Below are 21280 nucleotides of genomic sequence, written 5' to 3'. Positions count from 1 at the left end.
TAAAAAAAAGAAATCAATTCACTATTATTGTAACACTAATTGTGACAAATTTGGGTATGAGAATGATTCTCACACCAAATTTATCATGAAGACTCGTGAAGTGCTTGATATACGTTGTTTGCTGCCTGTTTTGGTAGACCTGCCGCTTGTATTTCTTCCACAGTTGCTTCTCGCATTTTTTTAATCGAACCGAATTTTTGTAGAAGATTGGCTTTGCGTTTCGGTCCAATACCTTCAACTTCATCGAGTACAGATTGTAAGCCAGTTTTACGTCTCGTTTGACGGTGGAATGTTATCGCAAATCGATGCACCTCATCTTGAATTCGATGCAGTAAATAGAAAGCTTGGCTGTTTTTTTTGAGTGGGATGACATTCGCTTCTTTACCATATAAAAGTTCTGCTGTTTGGTGCTTATCGTTTTTGGCAAGGCCTGCTACCGGGATATCCAATCCAAGTTCATTCTCTAACACATCGATAACCCCTGACATATGACCTTTGCCACCATCAACGATAATTAAATCAGGTAGTGGAAGTCCTTCACTCAACACACGTGTATATCGTCTACGCACAACTTCACGCATCGTTTTGTAATCATCAGGACCTTCTACCGTTTTCACCTTATATTTGCGATAACCTTTTTTATCAGGTTTACCGTCAACAAAGGTTATCATCGCTGAGACAGGGTCGACACCTTGAATGTTCGAGTTGTCAAAAGCTTCAATGCGAATGGGTGTTTGAATGCCCATTGCTTCACCGAGTTCATCAATTGCATGGATTGTTCTTGACTCATCTCGTGCAATCAGTTCAAACTTATTTTCTAATGAGATACGAGCGTTTTTATTCGCCAAATCGACCAATTGTTTCTTTTGACCACGCTGTGGCGTCAAAATCGTCGTATCGACAACCGACTGAATCATATCAATATCCAGACCTTTCGGCACATGTACTTCTTTTGGTAAAAAGTGCTGGTTCACTTGATAGAATTGACCGATGAACGTATAAAATTCTTCTTCCGGTGTTTGTTGTAGTGGGAACATCGTTGCTTCACGTTCAATAAGATTTCCTTGTCGAACGAAGAACACTTGGATACACATCCAACCTTTATCTACACTATAACCAAACACATCTCGAATTGTTTGATCTGTCGAAATGACCTTCTGTTTGTTCGTCAAGTTTTGAACGTGCTGAATCAAGTCACGATATTCTTTCGCTTGTTCAAATGCCATCTGTTCACTTGCTTCTAACATACGTGTTTCCAAATGTTTCAAGATTGTTTTATCTTCACCATTTAGAAAGTCTGAGATTTCACGAGACATGCGTTCATATTCCTCGTTCGCAACAGGATAGACACACGGCCCTAGACATTGACCGATATGATAATACAAACAGAGACGATTCGGCATTTTATCACATTTACGAAATGGATAAATGCGATCAAGTAACTTTTTCGTTTCATGTGCGGAATATGCATTGGGATATGGTCCGAAATATTTACCGCTTCCTTTGCGTACGGTACGTGTGACAATCAATTTCGGATGACGTTCTTTCGTTATTTTGATAAACGGATACGTTTTGCCATCTTTTAATAAAATATTGTATCTCGGTTGATATTTTTTTATTAAATTTAGTTCTAACAATAAAGACTCCGTCTCACTTGATGTAACGATATATTCAAAGTCTACAATCTCGCTGACGAGTCGAGTCGTCTTCGTATCATGTGAGCCGGTAAAATAAGATCTCACACGATTTCGTAGTCGCTTTGCCTTACCGACATAGATAACTTGATCTTGACGGTCTTTCATCAAATAACAACCTGGTTCGGTCGGTAAAACACTTAATTTCTGTTTAATCCTTGATCTAACATCTTTCAACTGAATTCACCTCGCTTGCCCCCACTTCACTATACCCAAGTCAAAACATTTCTTAATATTGTTATAGAAAATAATGCGTTGAAAAGCCTACTCGCAGAAATATACGAATAGGCTTTGTATGATTCATCTATATCACACAGATGATCGGATTTCTTATAAATGTTTATCTAAAACTTGTGCTAAGTTTTCTTTTGGTTGGAATCCAACAACTTTGTCAACAGGTTGACCGTCTTTGAAGACGATTAATGTTGGGATACTCATTACTTCAAATTTTGCAGCTGTTGCTTGGTTTTGGTCTACATCTAACTTTAAGATGTCTGCTTTACCTTCGTAGTCTGCTGCTAAGTCTTCTAATACTGGTGCAATCATTTTACAAGGTCCACACCAAGTTGCCCAGAAATCTACTAATTTAACGCCTTCTTCTATTTGTTGATCGAATTTTGCATCTGTTGCTTCAATAATAGCCATAAGTTATAGCCTCCTCGTTTTTAATGATGAACAAATTATAACAAATCCATTGTGGCCTTTCATTATTAATGCTCATTAGCGTAATGTTGCTACCGTCACACCGAATCCGCCTTCACTAGGCATGCCCATGCGGAAGTCAGCGACACTCTTATGACGTTTGAGATGTTGTTGTACACCTTTTTGCAATGCGCCTGTTCCTTTACCGTGAATAATATAGACATCTTCATAATTACTCAGTACAGCTTGATCCAAATATTGATCGAGTGCGACCATCGCTTCATCATATCGATAGCCACGTAGATCTAATTCCATTTTTACCGTTGAGCGATTCGTACGTGTCACCATCTTGCTCGGTTGTTGTTTCGTCTTTTCTTTCTTCTCCAAGTCTTTCAATGGTAACTTCATCTTGATAATACCCATTTGGACAACTGCTTCATCGTCATCAAGTAGTTCTAATACTTCACCTTTCTGGCCATATGATAAGACCTTCACTTCATCTCCCGCTTTAATCTCATCCCAACGCTGCTTCTTCACGTCCTGTTTGATTGACTTCGCTTCATATTGACTTTCGAGTTGTTTCTTCTTATCAATTAACTCATGCTCTTTAACTTCGGCACCTTTTTGATCACGCATGTCCCGTAACGACTTCACAATATCATCCGCTTCTTGTGTTGCTGCTTTCACATGCTGATTTGCCTTTTCCTTCGCTTCTTCCATTAAACGAGACTCAAAGTTTTGATACTTCTCGTATTGTTGTGTTAAATCACGATGAATTGTTTCTGCTTCACGCACGAGGCGTTCCCATTCAATACGCTGATCATCTACTCGTTTTGCATTGTGTTCTAACGAAGCAATCATTTCATTAATTTCTTGTTCATCTTGCCCAATCATCGTCTTCGCATGATTAATGATTTTCAAACCAAGTCCTAAGCGTTTTGAAATCTCAAAAGCATTTGAACGTCCTGGCACACCCATTAACAACTTATAGGTAGGGCTCAAAGTGTCTACGTTAAATTCAACACTTGCATTCATCACACCTTCACGATTGTAACTATATGCTTTTAACTCTGGATAGTGTGTTGTTGCCATCACTAATGAACCAAGCGATTGGACATGGTCTAAAATACTCATTGCTAATGCAGCACCCTCACTAGGGTCTGTGCCCGCACCTAACTCATCAAATAATATCAGACTATTCGCATTGGCTTCTTCCAAAATACCCACAATTGTCTTCATATGAGAAGAGAACGTCGATAATGATTGCTCAATCGATTGTTCATCACCAATATCGCAGAAGACATTATCAAATACACTCAGTTGACTGCCATCCAATGTTGGAATTAACAAACCTGACTGTGCCATTACAATAATCAAGCCAAGTGTTTTTAAGGTCACCGTTTTACCACCCGTGTTCGGTCCCGTAATAATGACTGTTTGAATATTATCTTCAAATTCAATCGTATTGGCGACAACCGTTTCTCTATCTAATAACGGGTGGAATGCTTTCGGTAAATACACTTTGCGTGTTTCTGAGAAAGTTGGTTTCGTTCCTTTAATTTTCGCAGCGTAACGCGCTTTCGCAATTAAGAAATCTAGATGTCCCATAATCTCTTCTGCAACGAAACATCCTTCTGCTTCCACTGCTACTTCAGCAGTCAACGCCATCAAAATACGATTGATTTCCGTTGCTTCTTCACTGCGCAAGCGAGACACTTGGTTGTTTAATTCTACTACCGACGACGGTTCAATATACAGTGTTTGACCAGATGCAGATTGATCATGGACAATCCCATTAAAATCCTGTCGATATTCTGCTTTTACTGGAATGACATGTCGTTCATTTCTCACCGTTACTATCGCATCAGACAGTTTCTTCTGGTTCCCTGTCGACTTAACAATGCGGTCCAACTGTGCTTTCACACGTTGATTCGTCTTCGAAATACGACTGCGAATTGATTGAAGTTCTGTACTCGCTGAATCAAAGAGATCATGTGTATCACACGTCTGATGAATCGACTGATAAAGCGGTGTCAAAATCGGAAGTCTCTGCATTTGCCCATCTAAAATCTCGTAATGAACACCTTCTTCATCTTCTACAAGTTGATTATAAAACGTCTTAAATTGATTTTGCACTTGAATCAATCGCTTAATTGCATTCAGTTCAAGCACATTTAACGTACCACCAATTTGTGCACGCTTCACATAGGCCGAAACACTAGATAAGCCACTCAAACTCGGTATGCGATATTGATTGTATATTTGTCCTACTTCATCCATTTCATCCATTTGAAACGTGACTGTATCAAAATCAGTCGCCGGCACAAGTGCCTGAACTTTTGCTCGTCCAAGATCACTGACCGCTTCTTGTTCGATTGTTTCTTTCACTTTATTAAACTCTAATATCTCTAAAGTTTTTGTTTTCATTAAAAACCCCTCAATCTCTAGTTACCCTGCTTAGGTTGTGTGACAAATGCCTTAAATGATTCACGTGTCATCGCATTCAATACATGTTCACGTTTGACCCATCCTTTTTGTGCCGTTGCAACACCATATTTCATAAAGTTTAAATGATTGATATGGTGGGCATCGGTATTGATTGTTACCATCAAGTCTGGGTGTTGACGTAGCACATCCGCACTCAAATCTAGACGTTTCGGGTTAGCATTGATTTCTAACACTGTCCCCGTTTCACGGCAGAGCGCAATGAGTTCGTCGATATTCGGTTCATAACCTTTACGCTTACCGATAATTCTACCTGTTGGATGTGCAATATGTCGAACATATGGATTTCGGCAAGCTGTCTCCATACGTTTCATAATCTCTGCTTCACTTTGATTAAAACTTTGATGAATCGCCGCAATCACATAGTCTAGTTGTGACAACACATCATCTTCATAATCCAATGAGCCATCTGGTAAAATGTCCATTTCTATACCTGAATAAATATCAATCTCATCATACTCTGCATTCAACGCACGAATTTCTTCATTTTGTTTTAATAAACGTTCAACAGACAAACCATTGGCCACACGTAAACTTTGAGAATGATCAGTAATGCACATGTAGTCATAACCTTTCGCAATATTCGCTTCAATCATTTCTCGCAAACCAAATGCGCCATCACTTGCAGTTGTATGCATATGAATATCTCCACGTATATCTTCCATCTGAATGATCCCTGTCAAATCTTTATCAAACTCAGAACCGTCTTCTCGTATACTTGGCATAATCCACGGTGTATTGAAATGTTCATAGATTGCTTCTTCACTGTCTAATTGCAATAAAGAACCATCTGCTTGTTCGATACCATACTCACTGACTTTTTCATCACGTGCTTTGGCAAGTTGACGAATGCGAATATTATGGTCTTTAGAACCTGTAAAATGCTGAAGTGTATGGTAAAAAGCGGCAGGTTCAATCATACGGAAGTCTACACCGATTGTTTCATCATCATAAGATAGTGTTACTGATACTTTCGTTTCACCTACCGCTACTTTTTCAACCAATTGTGGTATCGCCAATAGTTGTTCTTGTACTTTTAAAGGATTTTCCGTACTAATTATATAATCTAAGTCTTTACTCATTTCTTTCATTCGACGGAAGCTTCCTGCTACTTCAAAGCGCTCAATTTCTGGAATCTGACTCAAATAATCTGTAATCAACTGGTTCAAACCAATCATCTGATCGATTGGATAGCGGTCTTTCTTAGCACCTAATTCCTTCACTGCTGCTAAATACTTTTCTTCAGTCTTTTTACCGAAACCACTTAAAGCTGACACGTTACCTTCTTCACAAGCAGCTTGGAATGATTCCTTATCTGTAATATTCAATTCTTTATATAGACGAGCAATTCGCTTACTACCAAGTCCAGGGATTTTCAACAAAGGAATAAGACCATTCGGGACTTCTTCTTTCAACGCATCCAATACAGGCGTTTCCTGTGTTGTAATGTACGTATTAATCACTTCACCGACACCTTTGCCGATATTCTTTAACGTCGTCACATCATCAATTTGATCAAGTGGACGCTCATCCGTTTCTAAACTTTGTGCTGCTTTTCTATATGCCGAAATTTTGAATGCATTTTCCCCTTTTAATTCCATATATATCGCAATTTCTTCTAATAACCGTATAACATCTTTTTTCGTCAACACTTTTCCACCTCATTAAAAAGGAATGGGACAGACATCACCTTCATTAAAAGATGTCATCTCGTCCCACCCGAGCAATTATGACACGATGTATCTGTCATTGATCACTATTTCCATTATTAAAATCATTCAGCAACGAATGATTTATTTTTCAATATTTGCTGTTTATAAATGCAATGTCATTTGTGATAAAAATGGTACTTTCATTACAAACCAATAACCCATTTGTGTTTCTGCAACATGTGTTTGTAATTGTGTATCTGGAATTAACACGGCAATATATGTAACAAAGTGTAATAGGATAATCGCAGCGATTATGCTGATTCCAACACCTATCCCACGTGATACGATATTCGGTCGTTTTCCAGTGAGTAACACACCAAAACTGCTTATAACCATATATATCATCGTTTTGACGATGAGTAGTATAAAAATGAATCCACATACACGATCAAATCGCAATTCTGGTTGATGCAGCGTAAAGACGTAATGTGCATCATATGCCAATGTTTTTGGAAAGGGTAAAAACAAGCGCAAATAGTCACTGAATGGTTGATAATACTGCTTGGCAACCCATATTCCAAATAATGTACTACTAAGATGTAGCACACTTCCGATGAAACCACGATAAAAGCCGACCATCATAAAAATCAGACTCACAATACAAACAAAGAGAAGAAACATATTATTTACCTCGATGTTTTAATCGTTGAATTTCTTCTCTAAGACGTGCATTCTCCTCTTCTAACAACACTAACTCATGCATAACATTCACTGCTGTTAAAACTGACTTTCTCACTGAGTCTAGTCCCGCATTGCGACTACCCAGCTCTCGGATTTTACCATCTACCAGATCCGCAACATAGCGGATGTGTTCTGGATCATCTTCACCAACAATTGTATAGTGCTGGTCATTTATCGTTACATTGATTCGGTTTTTGAACTCACCCATCTACATTCACCTAGCCTATTGTCAATAAATTTAGTTATCACGGTACATTATACACGAGTTCATTTATTTTGTGTATGATTCCTTGTTAGTTCATTTAATTTCCTAATATATGTTACTATTTGTAAGGATACAACTAGAAAGCGGTGAAATCTATGTCAAATCTTGTAATGGAGCTATCCACAGAAGAAGTCATTTTTTTACGTGGGAAATTAAAAGCAGCTCGTGGCAACTATCCACCTGGTATGATTTTTCGTTCTAAATATCAAGGTGTAACCATTAGTATATATAATTCAAAAAAAGCGATGTTTCAAGGGGCCAATAATGAGAAAGTGGCTATGGAACTTCTAGGCAGAGTGACGCCATCACCATCTAAAAAGTCAAAAAATACATCTAGTCACAGTGCAAATATTAATTATAATACACATAGCTGTATTGGTAGTGATGAAGCAGGGAGTGGCGATTACTTTGGCCCACTCACAGTCTGCGCATGTTACGTTTCTAAAGAGCATGTCGAAGTTTTAAAAGCTTTAGGTGTAGATGATTCTAAAAAGCTTACAGACACTAAAATTGTGGAACTGGCTGAACAACTTGTGACGTTTCTCCCCCACTCATTGCTCGTATTAGATAATCCAAAATACAATGAACGCAAAGCGATGAATTGGTCGCAAGTAAAAATGAAAGCTGTTTTACATAATGAATGTATTAAAAATGTATTACAAAAAATTGATGCAAAAGCGTTAGACTATATCGTCATTGATCAATTTACACCGAGACCAACATATGAACGTTACGCAATAGGTGATGTTCCCTTGAAAAATAAAACATGTTATGAAACAAAAGGTGAATCTAAGTCCCTTGCTATTGCTGCTGCAAGTATTATTTCTCGATATGCATTTGTCAAACATATGGATGCCCTTTCCAAGCAGTATCGTACAACTATTCTAAAAGGTGCTGGCCCCAAAGTAGATGTCGCTGCCGCAAAACTCATGGCTAAACATGGTATTGATGAAGTGGACAGTATTACCAAAAAAGACTTTAAAAATCGGGAGAAGGCTTTAAAGATATTGGAAAAACGATATAAAGATAGATAGGAAAATATAATTACAATCAAAATTTAATTATGATAGAATGTTAAAGGAGCAAGTTGGATAGATGGTGGCTAATCTCTTGAAAAAGGGGTGATGCCTATGGTTATAGTTGTTACTCCCAGAAAGGAATAACATTGACTGATTATGAAATGCTGATGGTTGTATTAACAATCATTGGACTAGTAATATTGACTCAAAACAGCCATAAAAAATAATCATCTAACATATACTTTAGCGAGTAATTAGATGGTTTAATATAATCTAAAGAAAGCTACCGTCTTTTTAACGGGCTCTGAGAGACATGCTACAACATGTCTCTCTTTTTTTATAATATAACATACTCATGCAGCCTATTCAATATTGTAAGCATAAAGAGCCGTTTGATAAACACTTGGGTATGTGTCTGCTGAACAGGGCTTTCATATATTTTAGTACCCTATCGTCTTAATGAGTTTGACCCGATGAATTAAATCAACTTAGTCATCTCACCTAACAAAACTGCGTAAAATATAATTAAAATCAAAACTTAATTGTGGTAGAATACTAACTGAGCAAGTTGGATAGATGGTGGCTAACTCTTTTAAAAGGGGTGATGCCTATGATTATAGTTGTAACACCCAGAAAGGAACAACATGACTGATTACGAAATGCTAATGGTTGTATTAACAATCATTGGCATTGTAGTCGTTTCAATTAATAGTCAAAAAAAATAACCATTCCCAACTTTTGACAAAGTAGGTGAAATGGTTATTACCATCAAATTGAAAAGTCACCGTCTTTTTAACGGGCTCTGAGAGACATGTTGCAGCATGTCTCTCTTTTTTTATAATATAACATACTCATTAAGTCTATTCAATGTTGTAAGCATAAAAAGCCCATTCAATAAACACTTGAGTCAGTGTCTAATGAACGGGCTTTTCTAATTTATCCTCTTAATGTTGCACCTTTTGCTTCAAGTGCAGATAAGATTTTACTGTGAACTTCTGTAACTTGTTCTTCAGTTAACGTTTGTTCTTTATCTAAATATGCTAAACGGATGGCTACTGATTTTTTGCCTGCTTCCATATGCTCACCTTCATACACATCGAATACTTTGGCATCTTGTAGTAATTTACCACCATTTTCACGAATTGTGGAAACTAATTCAGCTGCTTGTACTTCTGAATTTACTACGAGAGCGATATCACGTGTCACACCAGGGAAACGTGGAATTGGCTGATAGTTAATATAACCAACTGCTTGTTTCATGATATGGTCATAGTTTAATTCAAATACATAAGTACGTCCAAGGTCATATTCTTTCGCAACGCTTGGGTGTAGTTCACCGATAAAGCCAATACGTTCACTATTTAATGAAACAAAAGCTGTACGTCCAGGGTGTAATCCATCTACTTGCCCTACTTCATAATCAAATGAAAGTGCTAATTTATCGGCAACACGATCTACAATTCCTTTTGCAAGATAGAAATCAACATCCTCTTTTTTACCTTGCCACGCATTCGCCGTATATTCACCTGTCATAATACCACTTAAATATTCTACTTCATCAGGCATAGCGCTATCTTCTTTTCCGAAGAACACATTACCAATTTCATAAAGCGCAATATCATTATTTTTACGAGCAACGTTGTATTGTGTCGCGTCAATTAAATGTGGAATCAAGCTTTGACGTAATGTTCCATAGCTTTCACTCATTGGCATTAATAATGAAATCGTATCACGTTGTTCAGTTGTGAATGCTGTTGCACGCGCTTGATCAACGAGTGAGTATGTGATTGCTTGCGAAAGTCCTGCACCTTCTAGTGTATGACGAACGACACGTGTTTTACGTTGACGATCTGTAAGCGCACCACTTGTCACTTCTTCAAATACTGGTAACGAAGAAGGAATAATGTCATAGCCGTAAATACGTGCCACTTCTTCCACTAAGTCCGCTTCAATCGTAATATCTCGACGGCGTGATGGTACACGTACTGTTAATGTGTCACCATTTTCTTTTGTTTCAAAGCCTAATTGTTCAAAGATGGCAACAATCTCTGCTTTTGGTAAGTCAAAGCCAATTGTTTGGTTAATACGGTCTACTGTAATATTGATTTCTGTTACAAATTCACCTAAGTCGCCACTTGCAACACGACCTGCTAGTGTTTTACCTTCTGCAAGTGTTTCTAATAAATAGCATGCACGATCCACAGCTTCATCTACAAACTCTGTCGCAATCCCTTTTTCAAAGCGACTTGATGCTTCACTGCGTAGGTTCAAACGACGTGATGTATGACGAATTGAGGCTGAATCAAAAATGGCACCTTCTACAACGACATTTTGTGTCTTGTCAGTGACCTCAGAGAAGTCTCCGCCCATCACACCACCTAATGCAATTGGTGCTTGTCCATTTGTAATGACGATATCTGAAGCAAGCAATATACGTTCTTGATCGTCAAGTGTCGTCATCTTCTCATCCGCTTGTGCTTGACGTACTAAAATTTCTTTTGAACCGATTTGCTCTTGGTCAAACATATGCAATGGTTGACCATATTCTAATAAGATATAATTTGAAATATCCACGACATTGTTAATTGGACGAATGCCAGCTTTCATTAAACGTGCTTGCATCCATTCAGGAGATGGTGCAATTTTTACATTTTTAACAATACGCGCACTGTAATATGGTACTTTATCTTCATTTTCAACTGTAACTGCTAACTCATCACTTGCTTGAGTTGATTGTTCTGTTGGTGTTGCTGTTGGACGTTGAACTGGTAAGTTATACAATGCCCCTACCTCATAGGCTGTACCAATCATACTTAATGCATCTGCACGGTTCGGCGTCAGATCAAATGACATTAACTGATCTTCTAAATGCAATGCTTCAAGTGCGTTTGTACCTGGCTCAACAGCCGTTGCAAAGTTATAAATGCCTGCTTCATATTCTTTTGGTGCCACATTACCTGATAAACCAATTTCTTGTAATGAACAAATCATACCTTCTGATACTTGGCCACGTAGTTTGGCACGTTTAATCTTAATACCACCTGGTAAACGTCCGCCGACTTTTGCAACGATAACTGTTTGACCTTGATCAACATTTGGTGCACCACATACGATTTGTACAGGCGCTTCTTCTCCAATATTCACTTGGCAAATATTTAATTTATCTGCATCTGGATGTTTCTCGATACTTTCAACATAACCGACAACAAGGTTTTTAATACCTTCTGTTAGATCGATCACTTCATCGACTTCAATCCCTGTGCGTGTAATTCTCTCTGCCAATGCATCGATTGGTGCATCAATTGTCACATAATCTTGTAACCATTCTTTAGAAATTAACATGTTGTTTCACCTCGATCTTCTACACCTTTAAATTGATTTAAGAATCTCACATCATTTGTATAGAAATGACGAATATCTTCAATACCGTATTTCAACATCGCAATACGATCAGGTCCCATACCAAATGCGAATCCTGAGTATTTCTTAGAGTCGAATCCTGCCATTTCTAAGACGTTTGGATGTACCATACCAGCGCCTAAAATCTCAATCCAACCCGTTTGTTTGCAGACGTTACAGCCTTTACCTTTACATTTGAAGCAAGAGACATCGACTTCAACAGATGGTTCTGTAAATGGAAAGTAGCTTGGACGTAGACGGATTTCACGGTCTGCACCGAAAAGTGACTTCGCAAGCAATTCAAGTGTCCCTTTTAAGTCACTCATTTTAATGTTTTCATCGACAACAAGTCCTTCAATTTGCGTGAATTGGTGACTGTGTGTCGCATCATCTGAGTCACGGCGATATACTTTACCTGGACAGATGATTTTGACTGGTCCTTTACCATTACGTTGTTCCAAAGTGCGTGCTTGAACTGGAGAGGTATGTGTACGCATTAAAATATCTTCAGTGATATAGAAGCTATCTTGCATATCACGTGCTGGATGTGATTTTGGTAGGTTTAATGCTTCAAAGTTATAATAATCTTGTTCCACTTCATAACCTGTCACAATCTCATAACCCAAACCTAAGAATAAGTCTTCAATTTCCTCAATTGTTCTTGTAAGTGGATGTGCTGCACCATTCGCAACTGCTCGTCCTGGTAATGTGACATCAATTGATTCTTGTGCCAATTGTTCATTTAAAGCTGCTTCGTTTAAAGTCACCTGACGTGTTTCAATCGCCGCTTCAATCGCTTGTCTCACTTCATTCACTTTTTGACCGTACGCTGGTTTTTCTTCTTTCGGTAAATCTTTCATATGTTTCATTAATCCAGTAACAAGTCCTTTTTTCCCTAAGTACTGTACTTTCACTGCTTGTAACGCTTGTGCATCTTGTGCTTTTTCAACTGCTTCCAATGCATCCTGTTTGATCGTTGTCATTTCATCTGTTTGCACCATTACAATGCCTCCTTATATCCATTCATTCCATGTTGCTTTAGACCCATTACATATCTTTTACGAAAAAAAGACTCCGCCCCTCAAATATGGGACGAAGCCTTGCCGTGGTACCACCCAGTTTTATGCATAAAAACATGCATACACTCTGAAGATATGTTGATAACGGATCATAACACCCGACTTAAATCTCTTTAAGTAACCAAAAAGGTGAACAAAACTATGTAAGTTGAGGACAACTCTCAGTCATAATCATCCTTCCCTGAACAAACTCCAATAATAGTTTTCGTCTTTTTATTAGCACATGTTTAATTATTAACAAATCTATTATATACATCTCAAATGTATGGGTCAACCTTTTAAATGGAACATGAGTATCCCTGCTGCAATCGCTACATTTAAACTTTCTGCCTGTCCATAGATTGGAATTGTCACATTTTGAGATGTTGCAGCAAGTAGCTGTTCAGACATACCTTGTCCTTCATTGCCTAACACAAGCGCAAATGATTCTTGTTTTGATGGCACATTGTGATAAGAAACTGCGTCTTCTAATGCAGTGCCATAGACTGGACCTGAAAAGTTTTGAACATACTCAACAACATCTTCCACTTCTATCGTTGGAATGTGAAAGACGCTTCCTTGACTCGCACGTAATACTTTTTCTTGATAGACATCTGCTGTTCCTTTAGCTAACACAACTAAATCTAATCCTGCTGCATCAGCAGTACGCATGAGCGTCCCCAGATTCCCAGGATCTTGGATACGATCCAAAATAAGTACTTGTTTCGCTTGTTCAGCCGTTGCGGTCCCTTTCTGAATCACAGCAAAAATCCCTTGTGGTGTCACCGTTCCAGATAACGCTTCTGCGACTTTTTGATTGATGACGTAACATTCTTTCGCAGCACTTTGTAAATCTTCAGAAACACGTGAAGGATCCATCATAAATAACTGTTCTACGACGATACCACTCGCAACTGCTTCTTCAATTAGATGAAATCCCTCTATAATGGCAAGGCCTTGTTTATCACGTTCTTTTTTCTTTTTTAACTTATTATAATTTTTAATTTTTGCATTCTGTATCGATGTAATTTCTTCCATAATCGACCTCTCCCAATAACAGTATAAAGATGTTTTTAGATAAGCATATAACTTAACTGTACTATACTGTCATTTTTATCCATATAATAAAAGACCCAAAGTCACCATGTAAACATGTATGATTTGAGTCTTAAACACAAAACAGCTATTCAAATATCGAAAAGTGTTTTCTATTATTTAGAAACGACTTCTTCGCCTTTGTAAGAACCGCAGCTTGGGCATACGCGGTGAGCTAATTTTAATTCACCACAGCTTGGGCATTCTTGCATACCTGGTACTGCTAATTTGAAGTGTGTACGACGTTTGTTTTTTCTTGTTTTAGAAGTTCTTCTTTTTGGTACTGCCATGATTAATCCTCCCTTTTATTCGATTCCTTATGACGCATTACTGCAAAAGCTAGTGTGCGTTATCATTTTTCATCGTATAATTGTTGTAATTTTTGAAGCCTCGGATCGACTTGCACCTTTGAGTCATCTTGAGATAGGTCATTATCCAAATCATCTTCGTCAATAACTTCCCAACCTCGACCACCAGTCAGCATCTCATCGCTATTCTCAGCGACAACACGCATTGGTTTTTCAAGCATAACGATCTCTTCCGCAATACTGCGTAAGTCAATCATGCCATCTGTGACAAGATGATAATGTTCATCGTCCTCATCTTCGTACAAACCATCTAAATCAAACACTTCTGTCGTTGTTGTGTCGAAAGGAACTTCAACCGGAACGAGCGTACGTGCACAAGGCATTGTGTACGTTCCGCGCAAGCGCATATCCGCTACAACTTCAGTTGATTTAACATTTAGTACACCATCAACTTGTACTTCTGACAAGTTAATAATATCTAGCTGACGTGCTAAATCATTAAATTCAATTGTTTGATCAAATTTAAAAGGTTGTCCTTGGTATTTTCTCAATTGTGTTATTGACCATTTCATATGGCTTCACCTCTAACAAGCACAAAATTTATTTTAACTTTTGCTGGGCAAGTTGTCAAGATTTTTTCTTAACATGCTCAAGTTTTGGTACAATACTCATAATGATATATGAGAGGACAGAATGCAAATGAAAAGTGTTGCTTTAATCACAGAATATAATCCATTTCACAACGGTCACTTATACCATGCTCAAACTGCAAAAAAAATGACACAAGCTGATATTACAATTGCAATAATGAGCGGTCATTTTGTCATGCGTGGCATGCCTGCAATGTTTAATAAGTTTCAACGTGCACGCATGGCACTTGCTGGGGTTGATCTCGTCATTGAACTTCCACTAATTGGCGCGCTTTCGTCCAGTGACTATTTTGCCAAAATGGGTGTTCTGATGGCTGAATATTTGTCGGCTGACGCATTATGTTTCGGTAGTGAAGATGGCAATATTGATCATTTGCAGCAAGCAGCAACGCAATTATTATCGTTTGAAAACACAGCTACTTATCATCAAGCGATTAAAGAAGGTAAAACATATGCTCGAATTGTAGCAGAATCATTAGAAAACAACATCATGCGTGAACCAAACAATATTTTAGGAATTGCTTATCTAAAACAACTACAAATATTAAACAGCTCGATTACTCCTTATACCATTCAACGTCAGCATACGCAACATCATCAACAAAATATTAATCATGAGACATTTGCAAGTGGGTCTGCAATTCGTGAATCCCTTATCAAGGGGAGCACGACATGGCACGATATGGTACCCGAAGTAAACCATCATCTTTTCAATATGCCCTTCTATGATCAACAACGGTTGTTCGACTTTTTGAAATTAACAATATCTCAACATGATGCTCGTTCTCTCAGCCGTATTTATACAATGAGTGAAGGTTTTGAACACCGTCTCATCAAATGTATACAAAGTGCAACGTCTTATGATAATTTGATGCAGCAATTAAAGACGAAGCGCTATACTTACACGCATATTCAACGTGTACTGATGAACGTTCTTTTAAATATTGTTAAAGATGATGTCACACATACGATCGATGCTGCACGGGTGCTTGCAATGTCGGCACAAGGTCAAGCATATCTCAAATGGCTGAAGCAGAATGCACCTGATCGCCAAATAATTACAAATATCAATCAAAGTAATGTCTCATTTTTTACAAATGAAATCAAAGCAACAAACATATACAATGTGTTAACCGGACAAACACAAACTGACTTTAATACACCTGTATTTATTGATAACTATAATAAAGTGTGATGTGATGATTGTATTTTCATCACATCACACTTTTAATCATTTTAAGATTGTTGGAACTTGGCAAGCAATGCCTTTTCTACATTTTTCGGTACAAATTCAGAAATATTAGCATCGTATTGCGCAACTTCTTTTACGACACTCGAGCTAATAAATGAATACTCTGTTGAACTCATCATATATAAGGTTTCAACACGACTATTTAACTTCTTGTTCATTGAAGTCAGTCGCAGTTCATATTCAAAGTCACTGACTGCTCTCAGTCCACGAATAATTGTAGTTGCGCCTATTTTGTCGCAAAAATCAACGAGTAGACCACTGAAGGAATGGACGTGAACGTTGGGTAAATGTGACACAGAATCTTGAATCATCTGAATGCGTTCTTCCACGCTGAATGTCCCGCTCTTCTTCATATTTCGCAAGACACAGACGTGAAGTTCATCGAATCGATCTGAACTTCTCTCAATAATATCAATATGACCGTACGTAATCGGGTCAAAACTTCCTGGGATGACCGCTTTTGTGTTAACCATGACTTTCCTCTTTTCGTAAGATACATGTATCAGTCAAACCATAGTGATAACGTTTCAGTTCTTTAAAAGGAGCTGTTTTAATATCTTCACGATGGCTAAACTCACACACGATGATACCATTGTTTTTCAATAAATCAAATGCATGAATTTGTTCAAGTGCTTTATCAATTAATCCTTTTTCATAGGGTGGATCAAGAAAGATGATATCGAATTGAATTTCACGTTTACTTAATGCTTTGAGCGCACGGTCTGCATTATTGCGATATACTTCGGCTTGTGATTCTAATCCGAGTCGTTGCAAATTATTATGGATGACCTTGACTGCACGACTATTTTGGTCGACAAAAATGACCTTTTCCATACCACGTGATAACGCTTCTATTCCAAGACTACCGCTTCCTCCAAACAAATCTAAGCCAAGTCCGTCAATATTTTGTAAGCTGTTAAAGATACCTTCTTTTACTTTATCCATCGTAGGACGTGTATTACGACCTTCGAGTGTTTCTAAAGATTTACTCTTATGCTTGCCTGCGATGACACGCATTCTCTGACACTTCCAATCTCATTTTATTTTTACTATACTCTAAAGTAAGGAGGCTGAACCATGCAACAATCTTTTATCGTATTAGGCAATGGTCTAACTGATTTGTATGAATTCCAAGCATTGATTGATTACAATCATGAACGCATTGCAAAACTTGTGTTTTTTCACACACCAAAATCTAAACAACAGCGCTCGTCGGTCGCCATCATTATGCAACCAACACCAAATCGAAAGTTTCAAGCGATTTATATCATGTTGGATGCAATGAACTATCCGTACCCTGATGGCAATAAAAAATATACAATGATTCAATCTTTCGCAACGCCGTATGATATTGAAATGGTTGGCATCGATGTGCACGCACCCAATGACTATCCAGAGTTGGATTTATATTTCAATTATCTAAAAAGCGTTTTACGATTGCAGCGCTGGATCCCCCCATTAGAATAGTTAATTAAGTTCTTCATGCTTTTCTTTATCATAAACTTTTTTCAAAGTTTTATATGGGGAGCCCACAATATTTGTCACATATTTTAATTTATTGAGCTTGTCTACAATTTCATCAACACGTTCAGTATCAACGTACATGTAGACATATTTTAGTTGTTTATTGCTGTATACAATATGGCCATATTTTCGAATATGACGTTCATGTTTCATGTTTTTTAAATAGACAATGAGTTTTTCTCGTTGTACGATTTCCAACTTTTTCACCTCGCACTCTATCTCTTATCGTACCATGAGTTCAAGTGTAGAGAAAAGCAGTAATATTTGTTTTATGACAGATTTTAGGGAGAGATTTTATGACGAAAACACAACGTATCTTAACAGGATCAATGATTGGTATCGCAAGTTTATTGAGTGGCGCCCTGTATATAACAAAAAAGAATAAAAGTAACGAAACACGTGATATAAAACCATTTTTCCAACGTAAAGCACCTTATATTTTTAGCCATCGAGGTGGAATGCAAGAACGCCCAGAATCAACTGAGCTTGCCTTTGATCACTCTGTCGCAATGGGATTAACAGGTTTTGAAACAGATATTCGACTGACAAAAGACGAACAAGTTGTTGTGTTTCATGATGCAACAGTTGATCGTACAACGAATGGTTCGGGACTCGTTGCGAATCATTCATTATCTGAACTACAACAATTGGATGCTGGCTACCATTTCATAGACATTAATGGATACAAGTCATACCAGAAGCACCCACAGGCAAAAATTATGACGATGGACGCCCTATTACAGCGCTATCCTGATCAACTCGTCAATATCGATATTAAAGACCATCCTGATAGCTATGAAGGTCAGATTGCAGCACAACGTTTATATGAAGTTATCAAGCGCAATCATGCAGAATCACGTGTACTTGTGACAAGTTTTTACAAAGAACAAATCGAACGTTTTCATGTGTTAGATGTTAAAGGTGAGATTGCGATTGGTGCAAGTCAACCAGAAGTCACTGAAGGAATATTGAAATGTTATAGTGGTTTAGGTCATCTCTATCAAGGCACAGCTGATACATTCCAAATGCCAACGTCCTATAAAGGAATACCTTTGACACAACGAAAACTCGTCTCATGGCTAAATCAACAAAATATTGCGCCTGGCTTTTATGGCGTCAATAATGTAGATCATATGGTGGACTTAGCTCATATGGGCGTCCATACATTAGTAACAGATCGTCCGACAATCGGTAGACAATTTTTAAGTTTTTATACGCAATAACCATCTATTGTATGATTTGGTAAAAAGAGAGGGCACTGAACACTATGTCTCAGTTCCCTCTCTTTGTAAGTGTATTAAATGTTTTTTTGTTACTTATATGATTAAGCATGACATTGGCAACCACCGCCTGAACCACATCCACAACTTGCCTGATTGAAGAGTGGCGTACCCGCATCTACTTTAACATGCTCAGAAACACTAGAGGCTAAAATAGTCACCACTTCATCCAACAACAACTGCAAATCGTGTTCGCATTGCTTAAATGTCACGACTGTCTCATGCGTATCATAAGCTCGTTTTTGACGTCTCGTTTTGAGCATCACTTCCTGATAGTCAGGATGATAACGACCGAAGCGTTGTACTTCTTCATAGCTTTCTTTCGTCTTCATGAATGCACGATAATAAGCGCTTGCAACTTCGTCTTGATCAAGTTGTCGTTTCGCTTCCAGATAGTTTTGAAAAACATCTGACTGACGAATCATGTCTGCTAATGCGTCTGTTTCATCTAAGACATTGACAACCGCTTCGTCAAACATCATTTTGATCGTCTCCTCGCTCTAAAAAGATTAGTAAAAAGTAATTGTCGTCTATTTTACCACCCATCTCATCGTATTTTCCACTAAGTAATCTTGATCGATGTGTATCCGAGTTCATCCAACTATTTACAAGTGTTGGGACATCGTTGAAGTTATAACCGACATTTTGTGAAATAGACTGATATGTGATCGGCGTTTCATTAATAAGACTGATCAAATTATTCTCCGTAAATTCTGCTGAACTATCATCAACAGATTGGAAGAGATTGACCGTCGCCACATTTTCAAGCGTTGTATTGACTTCCAATGCATCACGTTGATGCAATGCTCGCATTTCGTTTGTCACTTCATACAGTGTTAATAGTTGATTCGCATTTTGATCTGGACTTCTCTTTGCTGGCATTTCTTGTAGTGAGCTACTTCCTTCGTCCGATTCGTTATGGGAATATGGATTAATATCTACCAATGCTTCTTTGTCTAAATATCGAACACCCATGATTTTATTACTTTGTTGATCAATAAATACTTGTGCAAAAACCTGATCAAATTGGATAAGTGCCTGTGTCTTAACATCTATATCAGAGAGTTCAAAATGATAATGTCTATTGTTGAAATCAAATTGTGGTTCTGTTGTTAACGAATATGCATTGTACAAATTAGTCGCATTGTCACCAATCTTAATTGGACCACTTTGCGATTCTGTTTTCGCTCCTGTCATATAGGCTGATTTTACCGCATTGTCTTTAATTGTAATAAGCATATATGCATGATCTCTTTTAAATACATATGTACGGTAGCCATTGAGATAGTGATAGACACGGTCAGCTTGTCCATATTTCTTTGTAACATCTGACATCGGCTTACCGATAAGCAACCCCAACCCCTTCTCTAATTTTGGATTTTCCGAAACATTAGATTGTGTTGGTTGCTTAGCTTTTTCATATTGATGCTCAGCTTTTTTGTTCGGGTTTTCTAAGACGTCAAATTCCAAACGAGGCGCATAAAACAAATAAACTAAAAAGCCGATTAATATGAGTACACCTATTATTTTAATTAATAAACGTTTCATCGCACACTCCTTTGCAGAAACTGACTAGTTGAATCCTATTGTATCGCATTTTAGCTCAAATAGTAACGAGACAACTTTTATATTGTTCAGATAGCCATTTCGTAATATTTTTAAACGAAAAAAGCTGACTAATCACAATCAATGTGTTAGCCAGCTGCTGTGTTCGAACGATTATAAACCAAATGTCGCTTTGATTAATGATGTTGTTTCTCCACCTGGATATAGAACATACAACAGAACATACACTGCTACGCCTGTAATGGCTGTGAAGAACCAAATAACAGAGGCAATAGGGCCTGTTTTACGGTGAACTTCATATTTGTCTTTGATACCTGTAAAAATTTGGATCAAGCCAAATACTGCACCGATTGTTGCAAGTATAATGTGGAAAATCAAGAAAAATGTATAATAGATGCGTACGGAATCTGGACCACCGAATGCGGTATTACCGATGAAAATCGTACGGCTGGCATAAATTGCAAAAAATAGTACAGCGAAACCTGCTGCCCACAACATCACTTTTTTATGCTGTTCAAATTGACGTTTCCAAATAAGGCGCCAACCGATTGCTACAAGAATGGCACTTATCACGATGCAAGTTGTACTAATAGTAGGTAAAATAGGTAAGCTCATCTTCTCATCCTCGCT

At 37.8% G+C, this 21280-nt stretch carries 21 protein-coding genes; 4 read left to right on the top strand and 17 right to left on the bottom strand.

From position 1 onward, the window contains the following. Positions 1 to 83: 83 nt before the first annotated feature. The 6 genes from uvrC to zapA form a co-directional block, all read right to left on the bottom strand. On the bottom strand, positions 84 to 1871 hold the full coding sequence (gene uvrC, locus C7J88_RS00550; protein WP_095116182.1) for an excinuclease ABC subunit UvrC: 1788 nt from the start codon (positions 1869 to 1871) through the stop codon (positions 84 to 86). Positions 1872 to 2024: 153 nt separating this feature from the next. Next, positions 2025 to 2339 carry a thioredoxin gene (trxA, locus tag C7J88_RS00545; RefSeq protein WP_095116180.1) on the bottom strand — a complete coding sequence of 105 codons (315 nt, stop codon included), beginning with the start codon at positions 2337 to 2339 and terminating at the stop codon, positions 2025 to 2027. 75 nt (positions 2340 to 2414) lie between these two features. Beyond that, positions 2415 to 4763: an endonuclease MutS2 gene (locus C7J88_RS00540; RefSeq protein ID WP_095116178.1), complete on the bottom strand. Its 2349-nt coding sequence runs from the start codon at positions 4761 to 4763 to the stop codon at positions 2415 to 2417. 17 nt (positions 4764 to 4780) lie between these two features. Next, positions 4781 to 6490 carry a DNA polymerase/3'-5' exonuclease PolX gene (gene polX, locus C7J88_RS00535; protein WP_095116176.1) on the bottom strand — a complete coding sequence of 570 codons (1710 nt, stop codon included), beginning with the start codon at positions 6488 to 6490 and terminating at the stop codon, positions 4781 to 4783. 165 nt (positions 6491 to 6655) lie between these two features. Further along, positions 6656 to 7174, bottom strand: coding sequence for a CvpA family protein (locus C7J88_RS00530; RefSeq protein WP_095116174.1), 519 nt, complete (start codon positions 7172 to 7174; stop codon positions 6656 to 6658). 1 nt (position 7175) lies between these two features. Beyond that, positions 7176 to 7442 (bottom strand): cell division protein ZapA, encoded by a 267-nt coding sequence (zapA, locus tag C7J88_RS00525; RefSeq protein ID WP_095116172.1) that lies wholly within the window; start codon positions 7440 to 7442, stop codon positions 7176 to 7178. 152 nt (positions 7443 to 7594) lie between these two features. Between zapA and rnhC the strand changes: the two genes are divergently transcribed. Next, positions 7595 to 8533 (top strand): ribonuclease HIII, encoded by a 939-nt coding sequence (gene rnhC / locus C7J88_RS00520; protein WP_095116170.1) that lies wholly within the window; start codon positions 7595 to 7597, stop codon positions 8531 to 8533. Between the two features lie 921 nt (positions 8534 to 9454). Here rnhC and pheT read toward each other — a convergent pair. The 5 genes from pheT to C7J88_RS00490 all read right to left on the bottom strand — a co-directional run bounded on the left by pheT (position 9455) and on the right by C7J88_RS00490 (position 14950). Further along, positions 9455 to 11860 carry a phenylalanine--tRNA ligase subunit beta gene (gene pheT / locus C7J88_RS00515; protein ID WP_095116168.1) on the bottom strand — a complete coding sequence of 802 codons (2406 nt, stop codon included), beginning with the start codon at positions 11858 to 11860 and terminating at the stop codon, positions 9455 to 9457. Continuing rightward, positions 11854 to 12918 (bottom strand): phenylalanine--tRNA ligase subunit alpha, encoded by a 1065-nt coding sequence (gene pheS / locus C7J88_RS00510; RefSeq protein ID WP_095116166.1) that lies wholly within the window; start codon positions 12916 to 12918, stop codon positions 11854 to 11856. Before pheS ends, pheT begins: the two co-directional genes overlap by 7 nt. Positions 12919 to 13266: 348 nt before the next feature. Further along, complete coding sequence (locus C7J88_RS00505; RefSeq protein ID WP_095116164.1) at positions 13267 to 14013, bottom strand: TrmH family RNA methyltransferase; 747 nt, start codon at positions 14011 to 14013, stop codon at positions 13267 to 13269. Between the two features lie 173 nt (positions 14014 to 14186). Beyond that, a complete protein-coding gene (gene rpmF, locus C7J88_RS00500) occupies positions 14187 to 14360 on the bottom strand; it encodes a 50S ribosomal protein L32 (protein WP_044359826.1) in 174 nt (57 codons plus the stop codon). Positions 14361 to 14422: 62 nt separating this feature from the next. After that, positions 14423 to 14950 carry a YceD family protein gene (locus C7J88_RS00490; RefSeq protein ID WP_095116162.1) on the bottom strand — a complete coding sequence of 176 codons (528 nt, stop codon included), beginning with the start codon at positions 14948 to 14950 and terminating at the stop codon, positions 14423 to 14425. A gap of 127 nt (positions 14951 to 15077) precedes the next feature. On the opposite strand from C7J88_RS00490, the gene C7J88_RS00485 reads away from it, so the two are divergent. Beyond that, positions 15078 to 16223: a nucleotidyltransferase gene (locus C7J88_RS00485; protein WP_095118121.1), complete on the top strand. Its 1146-nt coding sequence runs from the start codon at positions 15078 to 15080 to the stop codon at positions 16221 to 16223. Between the two features lie 41 nt (positions 16224 to 16264). Here C7J88_RS00485 and coaD read toward each other — a convergent pair whose 3' ends face one another. Beyond that, positions 16265 to 16753 (bottom strand): pantetheine-phosphate adenylyltransferase, encoded by a 489-nt coding sequence (gene coaD, locus C7J88_RS00480; RefSeq protein WP_095116160.1) that lies wholly within the window; start codon positions 16751 to 16753, stop codon positions 16265 to 16267. Next, entirely contained in the window at positions 16746 to 17297 is a 552-nt protein-coding gene (rsmD, locus tag C7J88_RS00475) for a 16S rRNA (guanine(966)-N(2))-methyltransferase RsmD (RefSeq protein WP_095116158.1), read from the bottom strand. The genes coaD and rsmD overlap by 8 nt, the downstream gene beginning before the upstream one ends. A gap of 60 nt (positions 17298 to 17357) precedes the next feature. On the opposite strand from rsmD, the gene C7J88_RS00470 reads away from it, so the two are divergent. Next, entirely contained in the window at positions 17358 to 17747 is a 390-nt protein-coding gene (locus C7J88_RS00470) for a DUF7147 family protein (RefSeq protein ID WP_095116156.1), read from the top strand. Here C7J88_RS00470 and C7J88_RS00465 read toward each other — a convergent pair whose 3' ends face one another. Further along, positions 17748 to 18002, bottom strand: a complete 255-nt coding sequence (locus C7J88_RS00465) for a DUF2129 domain-containing protein (RefSeq protein ID WP_095116154.1) — start codon at positions 18000 to 18002, stop codon at positions 17748 to 17750. It lies immediately after the preceding gene. Positions 18003 to 18100: 98 nt separating this feature from the next. On the opposite strand from C7J88_RS00465, the gene C7J88_RS00460 reads away from it, so the two are divergent. Then, entirely contained in the window at positions 18101 to 19027 is a 927-nt protein-coding gene (locus C7J88_RS00460; protein ID WP_095116152.1) for a lysophosphatidylglycerol phospholipase D, read from the top strand. Positions 19028 to 19128: 101 nt separating this feature from the next. Here C7J88_RS00460 and C7J88_RS00455 read toward each other — a convergent pair whose 3' ends face one another. The 3 genes from C7J88_RS00455 to C7J88_RS00445 form a co-directional block, all read right to left on the bottom strand. Further along, positions 19129 to 19566: a YlbF/YmcA family competence regulator gene (locus tag C7J88_RS00455; RefSeq protein ID WP_269457242.1), complete on the bottom strand. Its 438-nt coding sequence runs from the start codon at positions 19564 to 19566 to the stop codon at positions 19129 to 19131. After that, complete coding sequence (locus C7J88_RS00450; RefSeq protein WP_095116150.1) at positions 19556 to 20632, bottom strand: CAP domain-containing protein; 1077 nt, start codon at positions 20630 to 20632, stop codon at positions 19556 to 19558. Before C7J88_RS00450 ends, C7J88_RS00455 begins: the two co-directional genes overlap by 11 nt. 171 nt (positions 20633 to 20803) lie before the next feature. Then, positions 20804 to 21265, bottom strand: a complete 462-nt coding sequence (locus C7J88_RS00445; protein ID WP_095116148.1) for a DUF420 domain-containing protein — start codon at positions 21263 to 21265, stop codon at positions 20804 to 20806. Between the last annotated feature and the right edge of the window lie 15 nt (positions 21266 to 21280).

Source organism: Staphylococcus muscae (genome assembly GCF_003019275.1).
Classification (GTDB): Bacteria; Bacillota; Bacilli; order Staphylococcales; family Staphylococcaceae; genus Staphylococcus; species Staphylococcus muscae.
The sequence above is the reverse complement of the archived record's forward strand: the minus strand, read 5'-3'. Positions and strand labels throughout refer to the sequence as shown.